This is a genomic window from Streptococcus cristatus ATCC 51100 (genome assembly GCF_000222765.1).
GTDB classification, from domain to species: Bacteria; Bacillota; Bacilli; order Lactobacillales; family Streptococcaceae; genus Streptococcus; species Streptococcus cristatus.
Window position 1 is genome coordinate 354,185 of record NZ_AFUE01000006.1, and the last position, 18,991, is coordinate 373,175.

An 18,991-nucleotide genomic window follows, 5' to 3' on the forward strand; every position below is an offset into this window, starting at 1 on the left:
CCACTGGACCTTTTTAACCACCTAGATATGCTTTGCGGACTTCGTCAGAAGCGAGAAGCTCTTGACCTGTTCCAGATAGAACAATTTTTCCTGTTTCAAGAACATAACCACGGTCTGCGATAGATAGTGCTTTATTGGCATTTTGCTCAATCAAAAGCACAGTTGTACCCTGCTTTTGGATATCTTGAATGATATCAAAGATTTCTTGAATGAAGATTGGCGCTAGCCCCATTGATGGCTCATCCAAGAGCAAGAGCTTAGGAGTAGACATGAGCGCTCGACCCATAGCCAACATCTGCTGCTCACCACCTGAAAGAGTTGCAGCATCTTGGTTTTTACGCTCTTCCAAGCGTGGGAAACGAGAGAAGACCTTTTTGAGATTTGCTTGATTTTCTTCACGATTTTTCTTAAGAAAAGCTCCCATTTCAAGGTTCTCCAAGACAGTCAAACCTGGGAAAATATGGCGCCCTTCTGGAACCTGTGAAAGCCCCGCAGCCACAATCTTTTGAGCAGGCACTTTTTGAATTTCATTACCTAAAAATTCAATCTTCCCAGCACTTGGGCGAACCAAACCAGAGATCGTGCGGAGGATGGTCGTTTTACCAGCACCATTGGCACCGATAAGGGAAACTACTTCTCCTTCGTTGACTTCAAAGCTGACATCACGGACAGCCTGAATCATGCCATAGTGGACAGATAGATTTTCAACTTTGAGCATGGACATTAGGCTTCACCTCCTAGATAAGCTTCAATAACGCGTTTGTCATTCTTAATCTCATCTGGTGTGCCGTGGGCAATCAAGCGACCGTACTCTAGTACGTAGATGCGCTCAGTTACTTCCATAACCAGACTCATATCATGCTCAATCAGCATGATAGTAATGTTAAATTCATTTTTAATCCGACGGATCAGGGCAGTCAGCTCAGCTGTTTCCTGTGGATTCATCCCAGCAGCTGGCTCATCCAAGAAGAGAATCTTTGGCTCTGTAGCAAGCGCTCGGACAATCTCCAGACGACGCTGTTGACCATAAGCCAAATTTTTAGCCAAGGTTTCTGCTTCCTTATCCAAGTCAAAGATAGCCAGCAATTCCAGAGCCTTTGCTTTCAATTCCTCTTCATTTTTATAAAATGCTGGAAGACGGAAGAAAGAGGCCAACACGTGAGGTTTATGGTGATTCCCGAAAGCAATCAATACATTGTCCAACACAGTCAAATCTTTAAAAAGGCGGATATTTTGGAAAGTCCGGCTGAGACCCAGAGTTGCAATCTTGTAAGGTGTTTTACCATTCAGCAAATGGCCATCCAAAGTAACCGTTCCCTCACTCGGTTCATAAACACCCGTCAAAAGGTTGAAAAGAGTTGTCTTTCCAGCACCGTTAGGACCGATAAGACCGACCAGTTCCCCTTCGTTCAATTCCAGAGTCACGTCACTAACAGCTGTTAGTCCTCCAAAATTTTTGGTTAATTTTTTTACATCAAGAAGTGCCATTATTCTTTGACCTCCTTATTCTTTTTAAAGAGCTTAGCCAAGCTAAATTCCCAAGTACCAAGCAAGCCGCCTGGACGGAAAATCATCACCAAGATTAGGGCAAGCGAATAAACAATCATCCGAACACTTGAGATATCTTGTAAAAGCATATTGAGGATACCCAATACCACTGCCGCAACGATTGCTCCAGTCATTGATCCCAGACCGCCAAAAACGACGATAATCAAGACATTGATTGTATTGATAAAGGAATAGTCTTTTGGTACAACAGAACCGACAAATCCAGCCTGCAAAGAACCTGCAATAGAAGCTGTAATGGCTCCAAAAACGAAAGCAATGACTTTAATTTTTGTTGTATTGACACCGACAGACTCTGCCGCAATCTCGTCCTCGCGAACAGACAAGGTGCTGCGTCCGATAGGACTGCGGAGGAAGTTAAGAGTCAAAATAGTTGTAATTACGACAAAAACATAAACCAATTGCCAAGAGGTAAAGTTAGGAATGGATAGGATACCTGCCGCACCATTAGTCAGGTCGCCTCCATTTACAATCAAAATCCGGATAATTTCAGAAACACCCAGCGTCGCAATTGCCAAATAGTCTCCCTTTAAGCGCAAGGTCGGAATACCAACAAGCAGAGCTACTGCACCTGCAATCACAGCGCCAACCAACATAGCAATAAAGAAAGTCCCATAGTTTGGAGATTTAGAGCCCATGATAGCTACTGCATAGGCACCAATGGCCATAAAGCCAGCATGCCCAAGCGAGAATTGCCCAGAAAAACCAACGATAAGATTGAGGCCAACAGCCAAGATAATATTAATCCCAATCTGCTCAAAGATTTGCAGATAGAAAGGATTGAGAATACCTGTGCTAGCAAGCACTGTCATCAATAGATAGCCAAAGAGGATCAGAGCAAGCCATAACGCATTTACTTTTAAATTATTTTTCATACATTACACCTTCTCTTTCACATTTTTACCTAGAATACCAGCTGGACGGACCAATAGAATGATAATCAAGATCGCATACACAATCGCATCACGGAAATCTGACAGTCCAACTGCTGTTGCAAAAGTTTCCAAGAGGCCGATTACAAAACCACCCAAAGCTGCCCCTGGGATGATACCAATTCCTCCCAAAACTGCCGCAACAAAGGACTTGATACCTGGTGTCATTCCCATCAGTGGCTCAAGCGAGTTGTAGTAAAGGGCAATCAGTACCCCTGCTGCTCCTGCCAAGGCTGAACCCAAAGCAAAAGTAAAACTGATCGTACGATTGACATTAATCCCCATCAGCTGGGCAGCATCACTATCCACGGAAACAGCCCGCATGGCTTTACCCATTTTCGTCTTTTGCACAATAAACTGCAAACCAACCATGAGTAAAATAGAAATTCCCAAAATCATCAGTTGAATATTGGAAATCGAAATTGGCCCAAGCGTATAACGCACTGTTTTAATCACTTGAGGGAAGGAACGAGTATTGGCACCTACAAAGAAGACCATCCCGTACTCCAAGAGGAAAGAAACCCCAATTGCTGTGATCAAGGCTGCAATCCGCGTTGAATTGCGCAAAGGGCGATAGGCTAAGAACTCAATCACTACACCAAGGATCGCTGTTCCAACCATAGATAAAATAAGGGCTACAAAGAAGTTTAGGTGAAGGGTGTTAATCAGGTAATATCCCATAAAAGCACCAATCATATAAATGTCTCCATGCGCGAAATTAATCAGTTTGATAATTCCATAAACCATGGTATAACCCAAGGCCAGAAGCGCATAAACACTCCCCAAAATCAATCCATTAGCCAATTGCTGAAGAAATTGTTCGAGCATTCCACACCACTCTTTCTAATATAAAATAAGAGCAGAAACAACAATCTCAGACGAAGCCTTGTCTTGCCGTCTCTACTCAAACATCATAAGCAAGTAAGAAACAAGTCAAAGACTGGGTTTGTCCCCAGCCTCAGACCCTTTATTCAGGTTTAACTGTTTCAACAGTTTCTACTTTACCATCTTTCAAACCAATCATCAAGGCTGTCTTCACAGGATTGTGATCTTTATCGATGGTAATAGATCCAGTAACTCCTTCAAAGTCTTTTAACTTAGCAAGGTTATCTTTAATATCTACAGATGTTTTTGCACCCTTAGATGCTTCTGCTGCCATATAAACTGCATCATATGAAAGGGCTGCAAACATTGAAGGTTCTTCGTTATATTTAGCTTTGTAAGCTGCAACGAATTTCTTCGCTTTATCTGTCATGTCACCTGAAGTTGAGAAACCAGATACATAATAAACATTAGTTGCTGCTGCTGGAGTTGCTTGCTCAACGAACTTGGCATCGCTAAATCCATCAGGTCCAACGATTGTTTGGCTAATTCCCATACCACGCGCTTGGTTCACCAATTTACCAGCTTCTGTGTAGTAACCTAGTACAACCAGTGAATCAAATTCTTTGCCTTTGATCTTTGTCAAAGCAGCTTGGAAATCTGAGTCACCAGAAGCAAAGGTTTCTGTCGTAACGATTTCACCCTTGTATTCTTTCTTGAAGGCTTCGGCCATTCCTTTAGCATAGTCGCTTGAGTTGTCATAATAGAGTACAACTTTCTTAGCTTTCAAGTTTTCTGTTACATATTTAGAGATGACTTTACCTTGGTAACTATCAGTAAAGGTTGCACGATACAGATAGTCTTGATTTTTTGTCAAATCATCCTGTGTAGCACTTGGTGTTACCAAAGGCACACCAGCTTTACCTGCATTGGCAATTGCAGCCGCAACCCCACCTGAAGTCGCAGGACCGATGATTGTATTCACCTTATCTTGAGTCGCCAAGCTTGTAGAAATAGTAGCTGCTTCTGCTGTTTCTGATTTGTTGTCTTTATCAGTTACTTCGATCTTCTTGCCGTCTACACCACCAGCTGCGTTGATTTCATCAACAGCAAGTTGAGCACCGTGTTGTTCTGCAGTACCGTAAGCCGCTACAGCGCCAGTTTCTTCAAAGTTGAAACCGAACTTAAGTGTTTTACCGATTTCTGTTCCAGTAGCAGATGAGTTGTTTGTAGAAACTTCTCCACAGGCTGCTAGAAGCGCAGCACTAGCAAAAGCTACAAGCGAAAGTGCAAATTTTTTCTTCATGAATAATCTCCTCTATTTTGTTTTTTGCTTTGTTTGCAAATGATATAGTAAGAATATACCGAATTATCTGACAATTGTCAACCCAAAGAAGCTATTTTTTTAAATAATAGCGTTTTCTTGGTTTCTAAATAAACTTCCAACAAAATTCGTATCCAGATTTTGAATCTCGCAAGTCTGGATTTTTTTGATATAGGACTCTTTTGACAGGCTCTCCTTCAGAGAATCCACCTGATCTTTTGCCACATAAAGCTGCAAATAACGGTGTTTTTTAGAATGATAAATAATATCTCCAACATGAGCCAGCTTCTTTGCATCTCGATTATAGTATAGATGAATAATGAAGCCCATTCGTTCCTCTTTTTTAAACATGACAATCCTCTCTGGTCATTTGTACTCTATTGATTATATCAAAAAAAGCCCGCAAATGGGGCATTTTTCCTAGTTATAAATGAAAACTAGCTAAGATTATTATTAGCCATGATTTCATCGATAAAACCATATTCCAAGGTTTCTTGGGCACTCATCCAGTAATCACGTTCTGCATCTGCGTGAATCTGCTCAACCGATTTACCAGAATTGTCGGCAAGAATTTGCTCCAAGGTCCTACGAGTCTTAAGCAAATGCTCTGCTGCAATGGCCATATCTGTTTGCTGAGTACCGCCACCAGTACCACCCATCGGCTGGTGAATCATATACTCTGCATTTGGAAGCATGAATCGTTTGCCCTTAGCACCGCTAGAAGCAATGATAGTTCCCATGCTAGCTGCCATTCCCATGACAATCGTCTGCACATCAGACTTAATAAAGTTCATGGTATCTACAATCGCCAATCCCGCTGACACAGAGCCACCAGGAGTATTAACATAAAGATAGATGTCCTTGGTGCTGTCTTGTGCATCTAGGAAAAGCAGTTGCGCAATAACAGAATTAGCCATATTGTCCTCAACAGGACCCGTCAGCATGATAATACGGTCTTTTAAAAGGCGTGAGTAAATGTCATAAGAACGCTCACCACGGCTGGTTTGTTCAATAACTACAGGAATCATGAATATTTTCTCCTTCATTCGATCTATTCATTATTATATCTTTTTGGTCAAAAAAGGTCAAATATTTGCTTTCTCTGTCGGATGACAGAAAGCAGCGCTGAGATTATCTTTGGTTTAGAAAGCACAAATCCACCGATTTAGCAGAACTTTCCTTTTTACAGTTTCTAGCTATTATTTTGTACCAAAGAGGCGGTCACCAGCATCTCCGAGACCTGGAACGATGTAGCCGTGCTCATTAAGATGATCATCAAGGGCAGCAGTGAAGATATCTACATCAGGATGAGCATCCTGCAAGGCTTTGACACCTTCTGGAGCAGACACTAAGCAGACAAAGGTGATGTTGCTTGCACCACGTTTTTTAAGTGAATCTACAGCCAAAATAGCAGATCCACCCGTAGCCAACATTGGATCGACAACAAAGATTTGACGTTGGTCAATGTCTTCTGGCAATTTTACCAAATATTCAACTGGCTTCAAGGTCTCTTCATCACGGTACATTCCGATGTGGCCGACTTTAGCAGCAGGAACCAAGCTCAGGAGACCATCCACCATACCGATACCAGCCCGCAAGATTGGGACAATAGCCAATTTTTTCCCTGCAATCTGCTTTTGAACTGTTTTCGTAATTGGTGTTTCAATTTCTACATCTTCAAGTGGTAAATCGCGCAAAACTTCGTATCCCATCAGCATTGCGATTTCATCTACCAATTCACGAAAAGCTTTAGTAGAGGTATCTGTACGACGCAAGATAGATAATTTATGCTGAATGAGTGGATGAGCGATAACTTCAAGTTTTCCCATGATTGGATTTCCTTCTTTCAATTTATTCTTCTTATTATATCAAAAAAGAAGAAAAAAGGCTTGCAACAAGCAAACCTTTTCATCTATTTTGATTACTTTTTGATAGAAGAGTTTGATTTCAATTTAGGCTTTATTGATAGACTATTACACCAAACCTTCTAAGAGGCCTCTCATAAAGTTCTCAGAATTAAACTCGCCGATGTCGTCAATTTTCTCGCCAAAACCAATCAGTTTCACTGGAATATCCAGTTCCTGACGAATGGCAAGAACAACCCCACCGCGCGCAGTTCCGTCAATCTTAGTCAGGACAATACCTGTCACAGGTGTGATTTTTGAAAATTCCTTGGCTTGAACCAGCGCATTTTGACCCGTAGAGGCATCCAAGGCCAAGAAAGTTTCATGTGGCGCTGCTGGATCTACCCGCTTGATAATGCGACCGATTTTTTCCAGCTCTGCCATGAGATTGTCTTTATTTTGCAAGCGACCAGCTGTATCGATCATGAGAATATCAACATTTTCAGCCTTGGCTCTTTCCAAACCGTCAAACACGACACTGGCAGGATCGCTCTTTTCTGGACCAGTCACAACGGGCACATCGACTCGACGCCCCCACTCAGCCAACTGGGCAACAGCTCCAGCCCGGAAGGTATCTGCTGCCACCAGCATCACTTTTTTACCTTCTTGCTTGTATTTATAGGCCAATTTGCCTATTGAGGTCGTCTTCCCTACTCCATTTACACCGACAAAGAGCATGACAGTCAAACCGTTTTGGAAATTGATTTTTTCATTAAAGCGGCCATCTTTCTCATAAATGTCCACCAATTTTTCAATAATCAGCTGGCGCAAGGCGTCTGGTTTCTTAGCATTTTCTAGACGTGCTTCATAGCGCAAGTCCTCAGTTAGGTTGGAAGCTACCTGCACACCGACATCACTGGTAATCAGCAGTTCTTCCAAGTCTTCAAAGAAATCTTCGTCAACTGAGCGGAAATTTGCAAAGAAGGCATTGAGACGAGCACCAAATCCAGTCCGCGTCTTTTTGAGACTGCGGTCATACTTTTCTTGGACGCTCTCTTCCTGGTATTCAGCCGTTTCTGCTTGAGGTAGTTCTTCCTCTGCCTCTTCTCCATACTCGGTCGAAGCTACTTGTGACGAAGCGCTTGCTTCCTGCTCACTTGATACTTCTTGCTCTGGTTCGTGGCTGATTTGCTCTCTAGCTGCAGCCAAACGCTCCTGCAATTCTTGGTAATAATCTCTGCTTTCAGTCGCCGCTTCTGATTCGCTATTACTTTCCAAAGCTTGATTTTCTGAAGTTTCAGACTGCTCTTCTGCTTCAGCCAAAACTTGTTCAGGAATTTCCTGATCTTCAAGCACTGGTTCAGATAAGTCAGCTTGTTGACTAGTTGGGGCAAATTCCTGCTCAGAAATTGCTGAAACTGCAGGCTCTGTATTCTCTTCTGGCACAGATTCTACTATCGGAGTTTCCGCTGTTTCTTCACTAGAAGCAGCAAGGGGCTGGGGTTTTGCCTCAGCTGGAACTTCAGTCTCTGTAGTCTGATAACTCTCCTCTGCCTGTTCCTCTATCTGGGGCTTTTCTTCAAGTTCCTCTTTTTTACGTCCAAAAAGACGGTCAAATAATCCCATTCTTTAGTTCTCCTTCAATACATATTTCCGAATTGCCCAAGCAACTGCATCTTCATCATTGGTCATCGGGGTGACAACTTCTGCGACTTCCTTGACTTCTGGCACGGCATTTTGCATGGCTACTCCTAGACCAGCCCAAGCAATCATTGACAAATCATTGGCTTCGTCACCGCAGGCCATAACTTGGCTTTTATCAATTCCCAAGTGGGCAATCAGTTTCTCCAAACCAGTCGCCTTGTGGACATTTTTCGGTGACCATTCCAGCAACATTTCTCGTGATTTGAAAATTTCATACTGGTCAAACAGTTCGGGCGAAATGTGAGGAATGGCTACGTCCAGCGGTTCCTGAGCAAAGGCTGTGACGCATTTATTGTAGGTAATCTGGCTAGAAAGGTCTTCAAAAGCAATGGATTCAAAGTTCAGAGCTGGATTAAACTCCGCATATAGCGATGCTTGGTCTGATTGAATCTGATAAACCAAGCCACCATCAATCGCATCCAGAGGCAGACCCAATTTCTCAGTCTCTTCATAAATTCTAGCTACATCATCGTAGGCAAAGACCGTTTTATCTAAAATTTCGCCAGTATTGCGCTGAACCAAACCACCATTAAAGGTAATGGTGTATTCATCTACCTGACCATCGGTGCCCAGTTCATGCAGAAAAAATTCCATAGCCTTAAGCGGACGCCCTGTGGTCAATACAATTTTGACACCCTGCTGTTGAGCCGCTTTGAGCGCTGCTAGATTCTCTTCAGAAATCTTTTTATCCGTGGTCAAAAGCGTCCCGTCCAAATCCAAAGCAATCAATTTAATATCAGCCATTACAAGCCCTCCATGTAGGTCATAACAGATTGGGCCGCATGGTGGCCAATCACTTCTTTCGCAACTGCCAAAATTTCCAGTCGCGCATTTTCCGGTGCAATCGGGTGTCCTACCACCTGCATCATATGCAGGTCATTGAGATTATCACCAAAAGCCATAACTTGATCCATCTCTAGACCTAGCTTCTTAGCCAGCTCGACAAGAGCCACCCCTTTATCCACGTAATCCAGCACGATATCAATCGACTTATAGCCCGTTGTCATCGCCTTGACACCTGCGACATTCTCATTGACCCAGGCTTCGCCATCGGCCACTGTTTCTTCGCTGAAATTGGTCGTAAATTTAAAGATCTCGTCTGTAATCTCACTAAAATCAGCAACTTTTTGGATATTTTCATTATAATTAGCGCTGAAAGAGAGATAAGTCGGATCTACTGTCTCTAGGACATAACAGCCTTTTTTCCCTGTTAGGAGCAACTCGTTGATATTGACAAAGGGCGACTCCTTGAGCTTGTCAAATACCTTGAGATAAAATTCTCTTGGCATGGTTGCTTCGTATAGATCTTTTCCTCGGAACTCTACAAGGCTGCCATTTTCCGCGATAAAGATAATATCATCCCGAACTTCATGAAAGAGCTTTTCAAGAGAAAGAATTCCTCGACCGCTGGCAACAGCAAAGTAGATGCCCTTTTCTCGAAACTGAGCTAGCAGGTGCTTGAGCCGCTCCATATCAAACTGGCCCTTGTCATCTAAAAAAGTACCGTCCATATCTGTTGCTACTAATTTTATGCTCATACTATAAACTTTCTAAATCTTTTAACTTGACCGATACAATCTTGGAAACTCCTGACTCCTGCATGGTTACTCCATAGATAGAGTCTGCTGCAGACATGGTTCCCTTGCGGTGGGTCACAACGATAAACTGGCTTTCTTTGTCAAAGCGATTGAGATAATCCCCAAAGCGCTTAACATTGGCCTCATCCAGAGCTGCTTCTACTTCATCCAAGATGACAAAAGGAATAGTCTTGACGCGGATAATGGAGAAGAGTAAGGCTAAGGCTGATAGGGCTTTTTCTCCCCCACTCATAAGATTGAGAGATTGGATTTTCTTGCCTGGAGGCTGAACTGAAATCTCTACCCCAGCTGTCAGCAGATCGCCTTCTGTCAAGATCAGGTCAGCTGAACCGCCGCCAAACATCTGGCTAAAGGTCAGCTTGAAGCTTTCACGAATGGCTTCAAAAGTTGTTTGGAAACGTTCCTTGACCTCGTCATTCATCTCTTCAATGGTTTCCAAGAGGAGATTTTTGGCCGAGAGTACGTCATTCCGCTGACTATTGAGGAAGTTCAGGCGGCTGCTAACTTCTTCAAACTGCTCTACTGCATCCAAATTGACCGGTCCCAAAGCACGAATAGCCTTTTCTAAGTCTTTGACTTGAGCTTCCGCAGCTGCAAGATTTTCCAAAGAGCGGGCTCTTTGATCAGCCTCTTCAAAGCTGATCTGGTAATTATCCGTCAGATTGGTCAGCAGACGACGCAAGACATCTGAAAACTTCTCTTTTTCTGCCTCTGCCTTGGCCTGACGACGAATCAGACTTTCGTTCTGCTGACGGGCTTGGTCTAAATGCCCTAGAATATCCTCAGACTGCCCCTCTAAGTCGTCCAACTCAAATTTAAGTCGGATGAGGTTCTGATCCAAGTCTGTCTTCTTTTCTTGAGCAGTCTTGAGCTGTTCTTCCAAGACAGAAATATCCACCTTCTGGCTGACCGCTTCTTCCTTTTGCTCTATCAAAAGTTGCAAAGTAGCGACTTCCTTGTCCAGAGCAGCCTTCTCCTCTAGCAAACGCGACAAATCATTCTTCTCAAAGCGCTGGCTAGAAGTCAGCTCTGTGCTCTTCAATTTCAGTTCAGACAAGTTAGCCGATAGCTGATCGAAACGATCCTGAACAGCGTTTTTATTCGACTTGACTTGCTCAATTTCTGTAGTAATAGCTGTTTTTGCAGCCTCAATAGCCGACAGCCGCTCTTCCATTTTTTTCTTTTCAGCCAGGCCTGCTGTTTCAGTCTGGCTAGCCAAATCCTGCTCCTGTAGATGCTCCAGCTGGCTGAGTTCTGCAACCCGCTCCGCAATCTGTTCGTAGGCCAGCTTGACCCTTTGCTCCGTCAAGCGAGCTTGCTCACCCTCAGACTTGATAGCTTCCAAGGCTTGCTTAGCCTCTGAGAGCTGAGATTGCAAGCTTTCGACTTGCCGCTCCTGAGCTTTCAGCTTCTGGGACTGCTGCTCCATTTCTCCAAGCAGGCTGTCCAGTTCAGGCTTGATAAAGATTGTGTTATTATTGCGATTAGCTCCTCCAGCGTAAGAGCCGCCTGTGCGCAGTTCCGTGCCGTCCAGCGTTACAATTCTGACTTGGTAACGAACCTGACGGGCAGCTGTACGCGCATGTTCAATCGTATCAAAGATTGCGGTTGTTCCCAGCAGATTTTGGAAAATATTCTCCAAATCTGCCTCATAAGTAACCAGCTCTGAAGCTATACCTAGGAAGCCCGGGCTGGCCTCAATTTTGGATCGATTTTGCTCGGGGAGTTGACGAGCCTTGATGGTCGTCAGAGGCAGGAAAGTAGCCCGACCAGCTCGATTTTTCTTGAGAAAATCAATGGCTCTGGTCGCTGCAGCCTCATCCTCAACGATGATATGCTGGCTGCTTGCCCCCAGCGCAATTTCCAAAGCAGTCTGGTACTGAGAATCGAAGCTTAATTTCTCGCTGACTGCCCCGACAATACCACCCAGACGATCAGCTTCCTGCAGGACACTTTTCACTCCCGCATAAAAATTACTGTGATTTTTAAGGATAGCTTCTAAACTGGCTGCACGGGCTTTTTTATTTTTCAAATCATCCAGCAGGGCAAACATGCTGGTCTGCTCATTTTGATAAGCAGTCGCCAACTTCTCGACCTGCCCCTGCTGCTCCTGATACTGTTCTAGCAAGGCTCTGAGGGCAGTCTGAGCTTCTTCTAATTCTGCCTGTCGAGCCGCTTCTTCTGCCCGACCAGCTTTTAAATCAGCCTGTAGTTTGCTAAACTTTGCCTGTTTACTGGCAGCTTGGCTCCGCTCATTCTCCAGACGATTTTCTAGCGAGGTCAAGTCGTTGGACAGATCTGCTTCTTCTTGCATGAGCTTGACGTAACGATCCCGCAGATTTTCAATCAACTGATCTGGGTCATCTGAAAAGTCTGCCAATTCTGCTTCCAACTGGCTCATAGCCTCTTGATTTTCTGTCAACTGGACTGCTAAATCAGCCAGATGAGCTTCCTTGGAGGAAATATCAGCCGTCAACTGCTGGCTTTTTTCTCTCAGTCCAGCCAAACGTTCTTCATTTTCCAAACGGCTGCTAGCTGCCTGACTCGATTCCAACTTGGCTAGGTCTATCTGGCGTTCCAAATCACTGATCAAACGAGTCAGTTCCAAAAGACTGGCCTGATCGTCAGATAGTCTTTGATTCACTTCCTGACGTTTAACCTTGATTTCTTGATTTTCACGCTCCAATTCGTCCCGTTTCGTATAATAGGCCGCTAGTTCCTGCTTGATACTCTCCAAATCAGCTTCTGCCGCCGTCAAATCAGTTTTATTCGCCTTAATCTGAGCCACCAAGACATCTAGATAAAGTTCCTGACGCTCTTGATCCAGTTCTAAAAAGCGCTTGGCCGTCTCAGCCTGCTTTTCCAGTGGCTTGACTTGACTATCCAGCTCGTAGATAATATCTTCCAAGCGATCCAGATTGTCTTGAGTCTGCGCCAGCTTGCTTTCTGTTTCCTTACGACGGGTCTTGTATTTGAGCACTCCAGCCGCTTCTTCAAAAATTGCCCGACGCTCTTCTGGTTTGCTGTTAAAGATTTCCTCTACCTTACCTTGGGAAATGATGGAGAAAGAATCCCGTCCTAGCCCTGTATCCATGAAAAGGTCATGGACATCGCGCAGACGGACCTTTTTGCCGTCAATCTTGTACTCGCTATCACCACTTCGATAGATATGGCGCTCGACACGAATTTCCTTGCCTGCTTGCTTGATAAACTGGTCCTGATTATCCAAAACCACAACGACCGAAGCATAGTTGAGGGGCTTGCGGTTCTCCGTCCCTGCAAAGATGACATCGGGCATCTTACCGCCCCGCAGACTCTTAACGCTCGACTCACCCAGAGCCCAGCGCAGGCTCTCCGTAATGTTGGACTTGCCTGAGCCATTGGGACCAACAACAGCAGTCACCCCTTGATCAAAAACCACCTTGGTCTTATCTGCAAATGACTTGAAGCCCTGAATTTCAATTTCCTTTAAAAACATTAGTGACTTTCCTTTTCAAATGCATCCTTGGCAGCTTCCTGCTCAGCCAATTTTTTAGAACGGCCCTGTCCCTGACCAGCTTTTTGACCATTGATCAACACAGCCACAGCAAAGTTCTTAGCATGGGCTGGCCCCGTCTCATCTGTAACCTGATAGACAATCTCCACATCGCCATTAACTTGAAGGAGTTCTTGCAACTTAGTCTTATAGTCTGTCACTTGCTCAAAGTCACCCGCTTCCACCTTGGGAATCATGACTTGATAAATAAAAGCCTTGACAGTCTCCACATCCTTATCCAAAAGAAGGGCACCCAAAAAGGCCTCAAATAAGTCCCCCAGAATGGTATCCCGATTACGGCCTCCTGACTTTTCCTCACCGCGACCCAGCTTGATAAATTGATCAAACTGACAATCCCGCGCAAAGCCAGCCAAACTCTCCTCCCGAACAATCATGGAGCGTAGTTTTGACAAATCTCCTTCTGGTTTTTTGGGGTATTTTTTATATAAATACTCAGAAATAATCAGCTGCAGAACAGCGTCTCCTAAAAATTCCAGGCGTTCATTGTGTGAAATTTTTAAGAGGCGGTGCTCATTGGCATAGCTGGTGTGAGTAAAAGCGGTCTCTAGCAGACTGCTGTCTTCAAACACCAGTCCAAACTGCTCCAGCAGTGCATCTTTTAATTGTTCCATAGTTTCTTTTTCATGCTAGGCCAAGGCAGAGCATGAGTCCAATCCATCCTTTCTAAAATGATGTTCTTTGTGAACTATCTACCATTATACCAAAAAACAAGTGCCAACGCACTTGTTTACTTGTCTTCTTAGCCTAATTCCCGGTCTATTCCTTATCTGGGATGACCTTGAAAAGATAATAGGTAATAAAGATTGTCAGGGCGAACAAGAAAATTTTCACCCAAATTATCGGTGCTAACGCAATAGAAATTCCCATCAAGATATAGATGGACACGATAATCTTTTTCTTTCGCTCCTTGGCAATCGAGCCGGTCTCCCTAAAATCTGCGACATAGGTCTGGTATATCTTGGTGTGATAAAGCCAATTTTCAATCCGCTTGGAACTGCGCGAAAAGCAAGCAATAGACAAAAGTAAAAAAGGAGTCGTAGGAAGAAGGGCCAGAAAAATCCCCAGCACTCCTAGAGCTAAAGATAGACAGGCAATCACAAAATAAATCAAGCGCATTTGGTTTCCTCACGTACGTTTTCATGGTCATTCTTTGGCTTCCTTTCTAGTATAAAAAACAAGCTAAAAAATATAAAACTAGTTTCCCATAAAAAATAATTCTTGTCAATCCTAAAAAAGAGGCTGGGACAAAAGTCCTAGCCTCTCAATTGTCTTTGGATTGTCGAGCAAGACGCAGTGGTTGAGTGGGCTCTACTACGCTGATTGCATCAGCTTTTACAGCCCTACTCAACTGTGCGGAGGTGGGACGACGAAATCGAATTCTAACGAATTACCGATTTCTGTCCCACTCTCTTTCTGAGCGACTGATGATTAGATATTTACCAAAGGCGTTGCAGTGTCGGGAGAGGTATCAAAGACTTGGAAATCATGACCCACTGGCAAGTCAGCTTGGGCCAGTTGATTGACCATGGTCATATGAGCCAGCTCCTTGATATTATTTTCCTTGCTCAAATGCCCCAGATAGATGCGCTTGGTGCGATTGCCAAGTGTGCGAATCATGGTTTCCGCACCATCTTCATTGGATAAATGTCCCAAGTCAGATAGGATGCGCTGTTTCAGGCTCCACGGGTAGGCACCGCTCCGGAGAATCTCAATATCATGATTGCTCTCAATCAAATAAGCATCTGCATTCTCAATCACTCCAGCCATACGGTCACTGACATAGCCCGTATCCGTCAGCATAACAAAGCTCTTACCATCCTTCATGAAGCGATAAAACTGGGGAGCAGCTGCATCGTGGCTCACTCCAAAACTTTCGACATCTAAGTCGCCGAAGGTTTTCATCTTACCCATTTCAAAGATATGCTTCTGACTGGCATCCAGCTTGCCCAAGTCCTTTTCCATCGCTCGCCAGGTTGCTTCGTTGGCATAAATATCTAGATTGTATTTACGCGCCAAAACCCCCACACCATGGATGTGATCCTTGTGCTCATGGGTGACCAAAATAGCATCTAAATCTTCTGGTTTGCGGTCAATTTCGCTCAGAAGGCTCGTAATTTTTTTCCCTGATAGACCAGCATCGACAAGTAGGCGTTTTTGGTCTGTTTCCAGATAAAAGCAATTACCACTCGAGCCTGATGCTAGAATACTATATTGAAATCCCTTAGTCATGTTCACTTTCTACATTCTCTTCATTTTCCCAGTCATCTACACGGACAGCATCGTTATCATATGGAAGGACAATGGTAAAGGTAGAGCCTTTGCCATACTCACTCTTAGCCCAGATAAAGCCATGATGCTGCTTGATAATTTCTTTAGCAATAGCCAGACCCAAGCCCGTTCCTCCCTGGGCTCGACTACGGGCCTTATCCACCCGATAGAAACGATCAAAAATCTTTGGCAGATCCTGTTTGGGAATGCCCAGACCTTCATCTGAAATCGAGAGAATCAACTGAACATCTGTTGTTCTCACAGAAACCGTAATCGTCCCACCATCAGGTGAATACTTGATGGCATTGTTCATGATATTATCAATCACCTGGGTCATCTTATCCGTATCAATCTCTACCCAAATCGGCGTAATTGAATAATCCCTGATAATTTCATATTTTTTGGTCTCATCCTGATTTTTTATCTTATCAAAACGGTTGAGGATATAGGTGATAAAGGCTGTAAAATTGGTCAGCTCAACGTCCAGATGACTGGTATTATTATCAATCCGCGATAAGCTAAGCAAGTCCGTCACCATCCGCATCATCCGGTTTGTCTCGGTTAGTGAAACCTTGACAAATTCTGGTGCAACAGGCTCTGACAGAGCGCCATCATCCAAGGCTTCCAGATAGGATTTTACACTGGTTAGAGGCGTCCGCAATTCATGGCTAACATTGGAAACGAAAAGCCGACGCTCCCGTTCTTCCTTGTCCTGCTCCGTTGTATCATGCAGCACTGCTACCAGCCCTGATATAAAGCCTGACTCCCGTCTGATCAAGGCAAATCGAACCCGCAGGCTTACATATTCACCATTTTCATCTTGAGAATCAATGGTCAATTCTGGAACCTTGGTGATCAATTCGCGTAGATCGTACTCATCAGCAATATCCAGCAAATCTAAAATACTGGTATTAAGGACATCATCACGTTTAACACCCAACTGCTTGGTTGCCATGTCATTGATGGTAATAATCTGCCCTCGACGATTGGTCGCAAGCACCCCATCCGTCATATAAGACAAAATACTGGATAGACGCTTGGTTTCTTGCTCCAAATTTTCATGCGTCAGGCGGATGACTTCAGAGAGATCATTGATGGAATTGGTCATGTCCGTGATTTCAGGACTGCCCTGCATATCTAAAACTTCTGAATAATCTCCTGCAATCAATCCTTTGATCTTTTGGTTTAACTGCACCAGCTTTTGAGTATCTCGTCGATTTTCCAGTAGCAAAAGAGCCACGACGATGATAAAGCCGACAACAATCAGTGAAAAGACAAAGTCAGGAGAAAGTACGAATTCTTTTAGCGTTTCAATCATTATTTCTTATGTAATAACCGACACCGCGGCGAGTCAGGATATACTCCGGACGGCTTGGAGTATCTTCGATTTTTTCGCGCAGACGGCGAATGGTTACATCGACTGTCCGCACATCTCCAAAGTAATCATAGCCCCAGACCGTTTCCAGCAAGTGCTCACGCGTCATGACTTGACCAACATGAGTCGCCAAATGGTGCAAAAGTTCAAATTCACGATGGGTTAATTCCAATTCTTTCCCATGTTTTTTCACCACAAAAGCATCTGGAAGAATCTGCAAATCCCCAATAAACAGTTCCTTTGGACTGCTCTCGTCCACGTGACTATCTGGGATTAGTTCAGAACGGCGCAACAAGGCCTTGACCCGAGCCAGCAATTCACGATTTGAAAAGGGCTTGGTCACATAGTCATCGGCACCGATTTCCAGACCAATTACCTTATCGAACTCGCTATCTTTGGCCGAAAGCACAATGATTGGCACATTGCTGGTCTTACGGATTGTCCGAGCAACATCCAGTCCGTCCACTTCTGGCAACATCAAATCCAGAATCAAGATATCCGGCTGCTCTGCTTCAAACATTTCTAGAGCTTCCTTACCATCAAAGGCAGTCAGCACTTCATAGCCTTCCTTAGCCATGTTAAACTTTATAATGTCCGAGATTGGCTTCTCGTCATCTACAACTAATATTTTTTCATTTTTTACCTTCATATCTATACAATTTTTAAGCTTAGACATCTATTGTTTTTGTACTTGTCCTACTGCTCCATAAGCACTATTATATCAAATTTTCCTTAAAAAATGCTATTTTCGCACACTATATTCCAACATTCTTATAGAAATTTCACCTCAACTCTCTTTCTCCCAAAAATCTCAGTCAAGGAGAAGGAATCCTCACTAAAATCCTTGATTTTTTTCACTTTTTCTGCAAAAATAGAGGCATAGAAAGAAGGTTGAACTATGACAAAAATCAATCAAATCATCACTTATCTTGAAAATGAAAAGCAGGATGTAGCTGTAATCTCCGATCCTGTAACCATTCATTATCTAACAGGCTTTTACAGCGACCCACATGAACGCCAGATGTTCCTATTCGTCTACACTGACCATGAGCCACTTCTTTTTGTACCAGCACTGGAAGTTGAGCGCGCTTCCTCTACCGTAGATTTTCAGGTTGTCGGCTATGTCGATTCTGAAAATCCTTGGGAAAAGATCAAGGCTTCCCTACCATCTCAAACCTTCAAGCAAGTAGCGGTCGAGTTTGACAATCTCATTTTAACCAAGTACCACGGCCTGCGTACTGTTTTTGATGGGGCTGAATTTGTCAATCTGACTCCTTACATCAACCGCTTGCGCTTGATCAAGTCAGCCGACGAAATCCAGAAAATGCTGGTAGCTGGCAAGTATGCTGACAAGGCTGTCAATATCGGTTTTGACAATATTTCACTAGAAAATACTGAAACAGACATCATCGCTCAAATCGACTTCGCCATCAAGCGAGAAGGTTATGAGATGAGTTTTGAAACTATGGTTCTGACAGGCAATAATGCAGCTAATCCGCACGGCATTCCCGGAGCCAATAAAATCGAAAACAATGCCCTTCTTCTCTTTGACCTTGGCTGCATGGTCAATGGCTACGCCAGCGATATGACACGGACCGTCGCTGTTGGCCAGCCAGACCAGTTCAAAAAAGATATCTACTATCTGACTCTGGAAGCCCAACAAGCTGCACTTGATTTTATCAAGCCAGGCGTCACAGCTCATGAAGTAGACCGCGCAGCTCGTGAGGTCATCGAAAAAGCTGGTTATGGCGAGTATTTCAACCACCGCCTTGGACACGGTATCGGTATGGATGTCCACGAATTTCCATCTATCATGGAAGGAAACGACATGGTCATCGAAGAAGGCATGTGCTTCTCTGTCGAGCCCGGCATTTACATTCCTGGCAAGGTCGGTGTCCGCATCGAGGACTGCGGCTATGTTACAAAGAATGGCTTTGAACTTTTCACTGAGACTAACAAGGACTTGTTGTATTTTGATTAGAATAACAGAAAAGCACCGTTC

At 43.9% G+C, this 18,991-nt stretch carries 18 protein-coding genes; 1 reads left to right on the plus strand and 17 read right to left on the minus strand.

Annotated elements, in window-relative coordinates; translation table 11 throughout:
- Positions 1-13: 13 nt before the first annotated feature.
- The 17 genes from HMPREF9960_RS05135 to yycF all read right to left on the minus strand — a co-directional run bounded on the left by HMPREF9960_RS05135 (position 14) and on the right by yycF (position 17,638).
- Complete coding sequence (locus HMPREF9960_RS05135; RefSeq protein ID WP_005589511.1) at positions 14-724, minus strand: ABC transporter ATP-binding protein; 711 nt, start codon at positions 722-724, stop codon at positions 14-16.
- Positions 724-1,488 carry an ABC transporter ATP-binding protein gene (locus HMPREF9960_RS05140; protein ID WP_005589509.1) on the minus strand — a complete coding sequence of 255 codons (765 nt, stop codon included), beginning with the start codon at positions 1,486-1,488 and terminating at the stop codon, positions 724-726. The genes HMPREF9960_RS05135 and HMPREF9960_RS05140 overlap by 1 nt, the downstream gene beginning before the upstream one ends.
- The gene (locus HMPREF9960_RS05145) at positions 1,488-2,441 is read right to left on the minus strand and encodes a branched-chain amino acid ABC transporter permease (RefSeq protein ID WP_005589507.1); all 954 of its coding nucleotides are present in this window, start codon (positions 2,439-2,441) and stop codon (positions 1,488-1,490) included. Before HMPREF9960_RS05145 ends, HMPREF9960_RS05140 begins: the two co-directional genes overlap by 1 nt.
- A 3-nt stretch (positions 2,442-2,444) precedes the next feature.
- Entirely contained in the window at positions 2,445-3,326 is an 882-nt protein-coding gene (locus HMPREF9960_RS05150; protein WP_005589506.1) for a branched-chain amino acid ABC transporter permease, read from the minus strand.
- 139 nt (positions 3,327-3,465) lie between these two features.
- A complete protein-coding gene (locus HMPREF9960_RS05155) occupies positions 3,466-4,626 on the minus strand; it encodes an ABC transporter substrate-binding protein (protein ID WP_005589505.1) in 1,161 nt (386 codons plus the stop codon).
- Between the two features lie 99 nt (positions 4,627-4,725).
- Positions 4,726-4,995, minus strand: a complete 270-nt coding sequence (locus tag HMPREF9960_RS05160) for a DUF2129 domain-containing protein (protein WP_005589504.1) — start codon at positions 4,993-4,995, stop codon at positions 4,726-4,728.
- An 86-nt stretch (positions 4,996-5,081) separates the two neighbouring features.
- Positions 5,082-5,672, minus strand: coding sequence for an ATP-dependent Clp protease proteolytic subunit (locus HMPREF9960_RS05165; RefSeq protein ID WP_005592197.1), 591 nt, complete (start codon positions 5,670-5,672; stop codon positions 5,082-5,084).
- Between the two features lie 171 nt (positions 5,673-5,843).
- Positions 5,844-6,473, minus strand: coding sequence for a uracil phosphoribosyltransferase (gene upp / locus HMPREF9960_RS05170; protein ID WP_015605186.1), 630 nt, complete (start codon positions 6,471-6,473; stop codon positions 5,844-5,846).
- Between the two features lie 144 nt (positions 6,474-6,617).
- A complete protein-coding gene (gene ftsY / locus HMPREF9960_RS05175; RefSeq protein WP_005589501.1) occupies positions 6,618-8,114 on the minus strand; it encodes a signal recognition particle-docking protein FtsY in 1,497 nt (498 codons plus the stop codon).
- Positions 8,115-8,117: 3 nt separating this feature from the next.
- Positions 8,118-8,936, minus strand: a complete 819-nt coding sequence (locus HMPREF9960_RS05180; RefSeq protein ID WP_005589500.1) for a Cof-type HAD-IIB family hydrolase — start codon at positions 8,934-8,936, stop codon at positions 8,118-8,120.
- Entirely contained in the window at positions 8,936-9,730 is a 795-nt protein-coding gene (locus tag HMPREF9960_RS05185; protein WP_005589497.1) for a Cof-type HAD-IIB family hydrolase, read from the minus strand. Before HMPREF9960_RS05185 ends, HMPREF9960_RS05180 begins: the two co-directional genes overlap by 1 nt.
- 1 nt (position 9,731) lies before the next feature.
- Positions 9,732-13,268 (minus strand): chromosome segregation protein SMC, encoded by a 3,537-nt coding sequence (gene smc, locus HMPREF9960_RS05190; RefSeq protein ID WP_005589495.1) that lies wholly within the window; start codon positions 13,266-13,268, stop codon positions 9,732-9,734.
- Positions 13,268-13,957 carry a ribonuclease III gene (gene rnc / locus HMPREF9960_RS05195; RefSeq protein WP_005589493.1) on the minus strand — a complete coding sequence of 230 codons (690 nt, stop codon included), beginning with the start codon at positions 13,955-13,957 and terminating at the stop codon, positions 13,268-13,270. Before rnc ends, smc begins: the two co-directional genes overlap by 1 nt.
- Before the next feature lie 145 nt (positions 13,958-14,102).
- Entirely contained in the window at positions 14,103-14,462 is a 360-nt protein-coding gene (locus HMPREF9960_RS05200) for a YbaN family protein (RefSeq protein ID WP_005589492.1), read from the minus strand.
- Positions 14,463-14,774: 312 nt separating this feature from the next.
- Positions 14,775-15,575, minus strand: a complete 801-nt coding sequence (locus HMPREF9960_RS05205; RefSeq protein WP_037586201.1) for an exodeoxyribonuclease WalJ — start codon at positions 15,573-15,575, stop codon at positions 14,775-14,777.
- Positions 15,568-16,932, minus strand: coding sequence for a cell wall metabolism sensor histidine kinase VicK (vicK, locus tag HMPREF9960_RS05210; RefSeq protein WP_005589490.1), 1,365 nt, complete (start codon positions 16,930-16,932; stop codon positions 15,568-15,570). The genes HMPREF9960_RS05205 and vicK overlap by 8 nt, the downstream gene beginning before the upstream one ends.
- Positions 16,925-17,638, minus strand: a complete 714-nt coding sequence (yycF, locus tag HMPREF9960_RS05215; protein WP_005592222.1) for a response regulator YycF — start codon at positions 17,636-17,638, stop codon at positions 16,925-16,927. Before yycF ends, vicK begins: the two co-directional genes overlap by 8 nt.
- Before the next feature lie 249 nt (positions 17,639-17,887).
- Here yycF and HMPREF9960_RS05220 point away from each other — a divergent pair, with 249 nt between their 5' ends.
- Positions 17,888-18,970, plus strand: a complete 1,083-nt coding sequence (locus tag HMPREF9960_RS05220) for a M24 family metallopeptidase (protein WP_005589486.1) — start codon at positions 17,888-17,890, stop codon at positions 18,968-18,970.
- Positions 18,971-18,991: the final 21 nt, after the last annotated feature.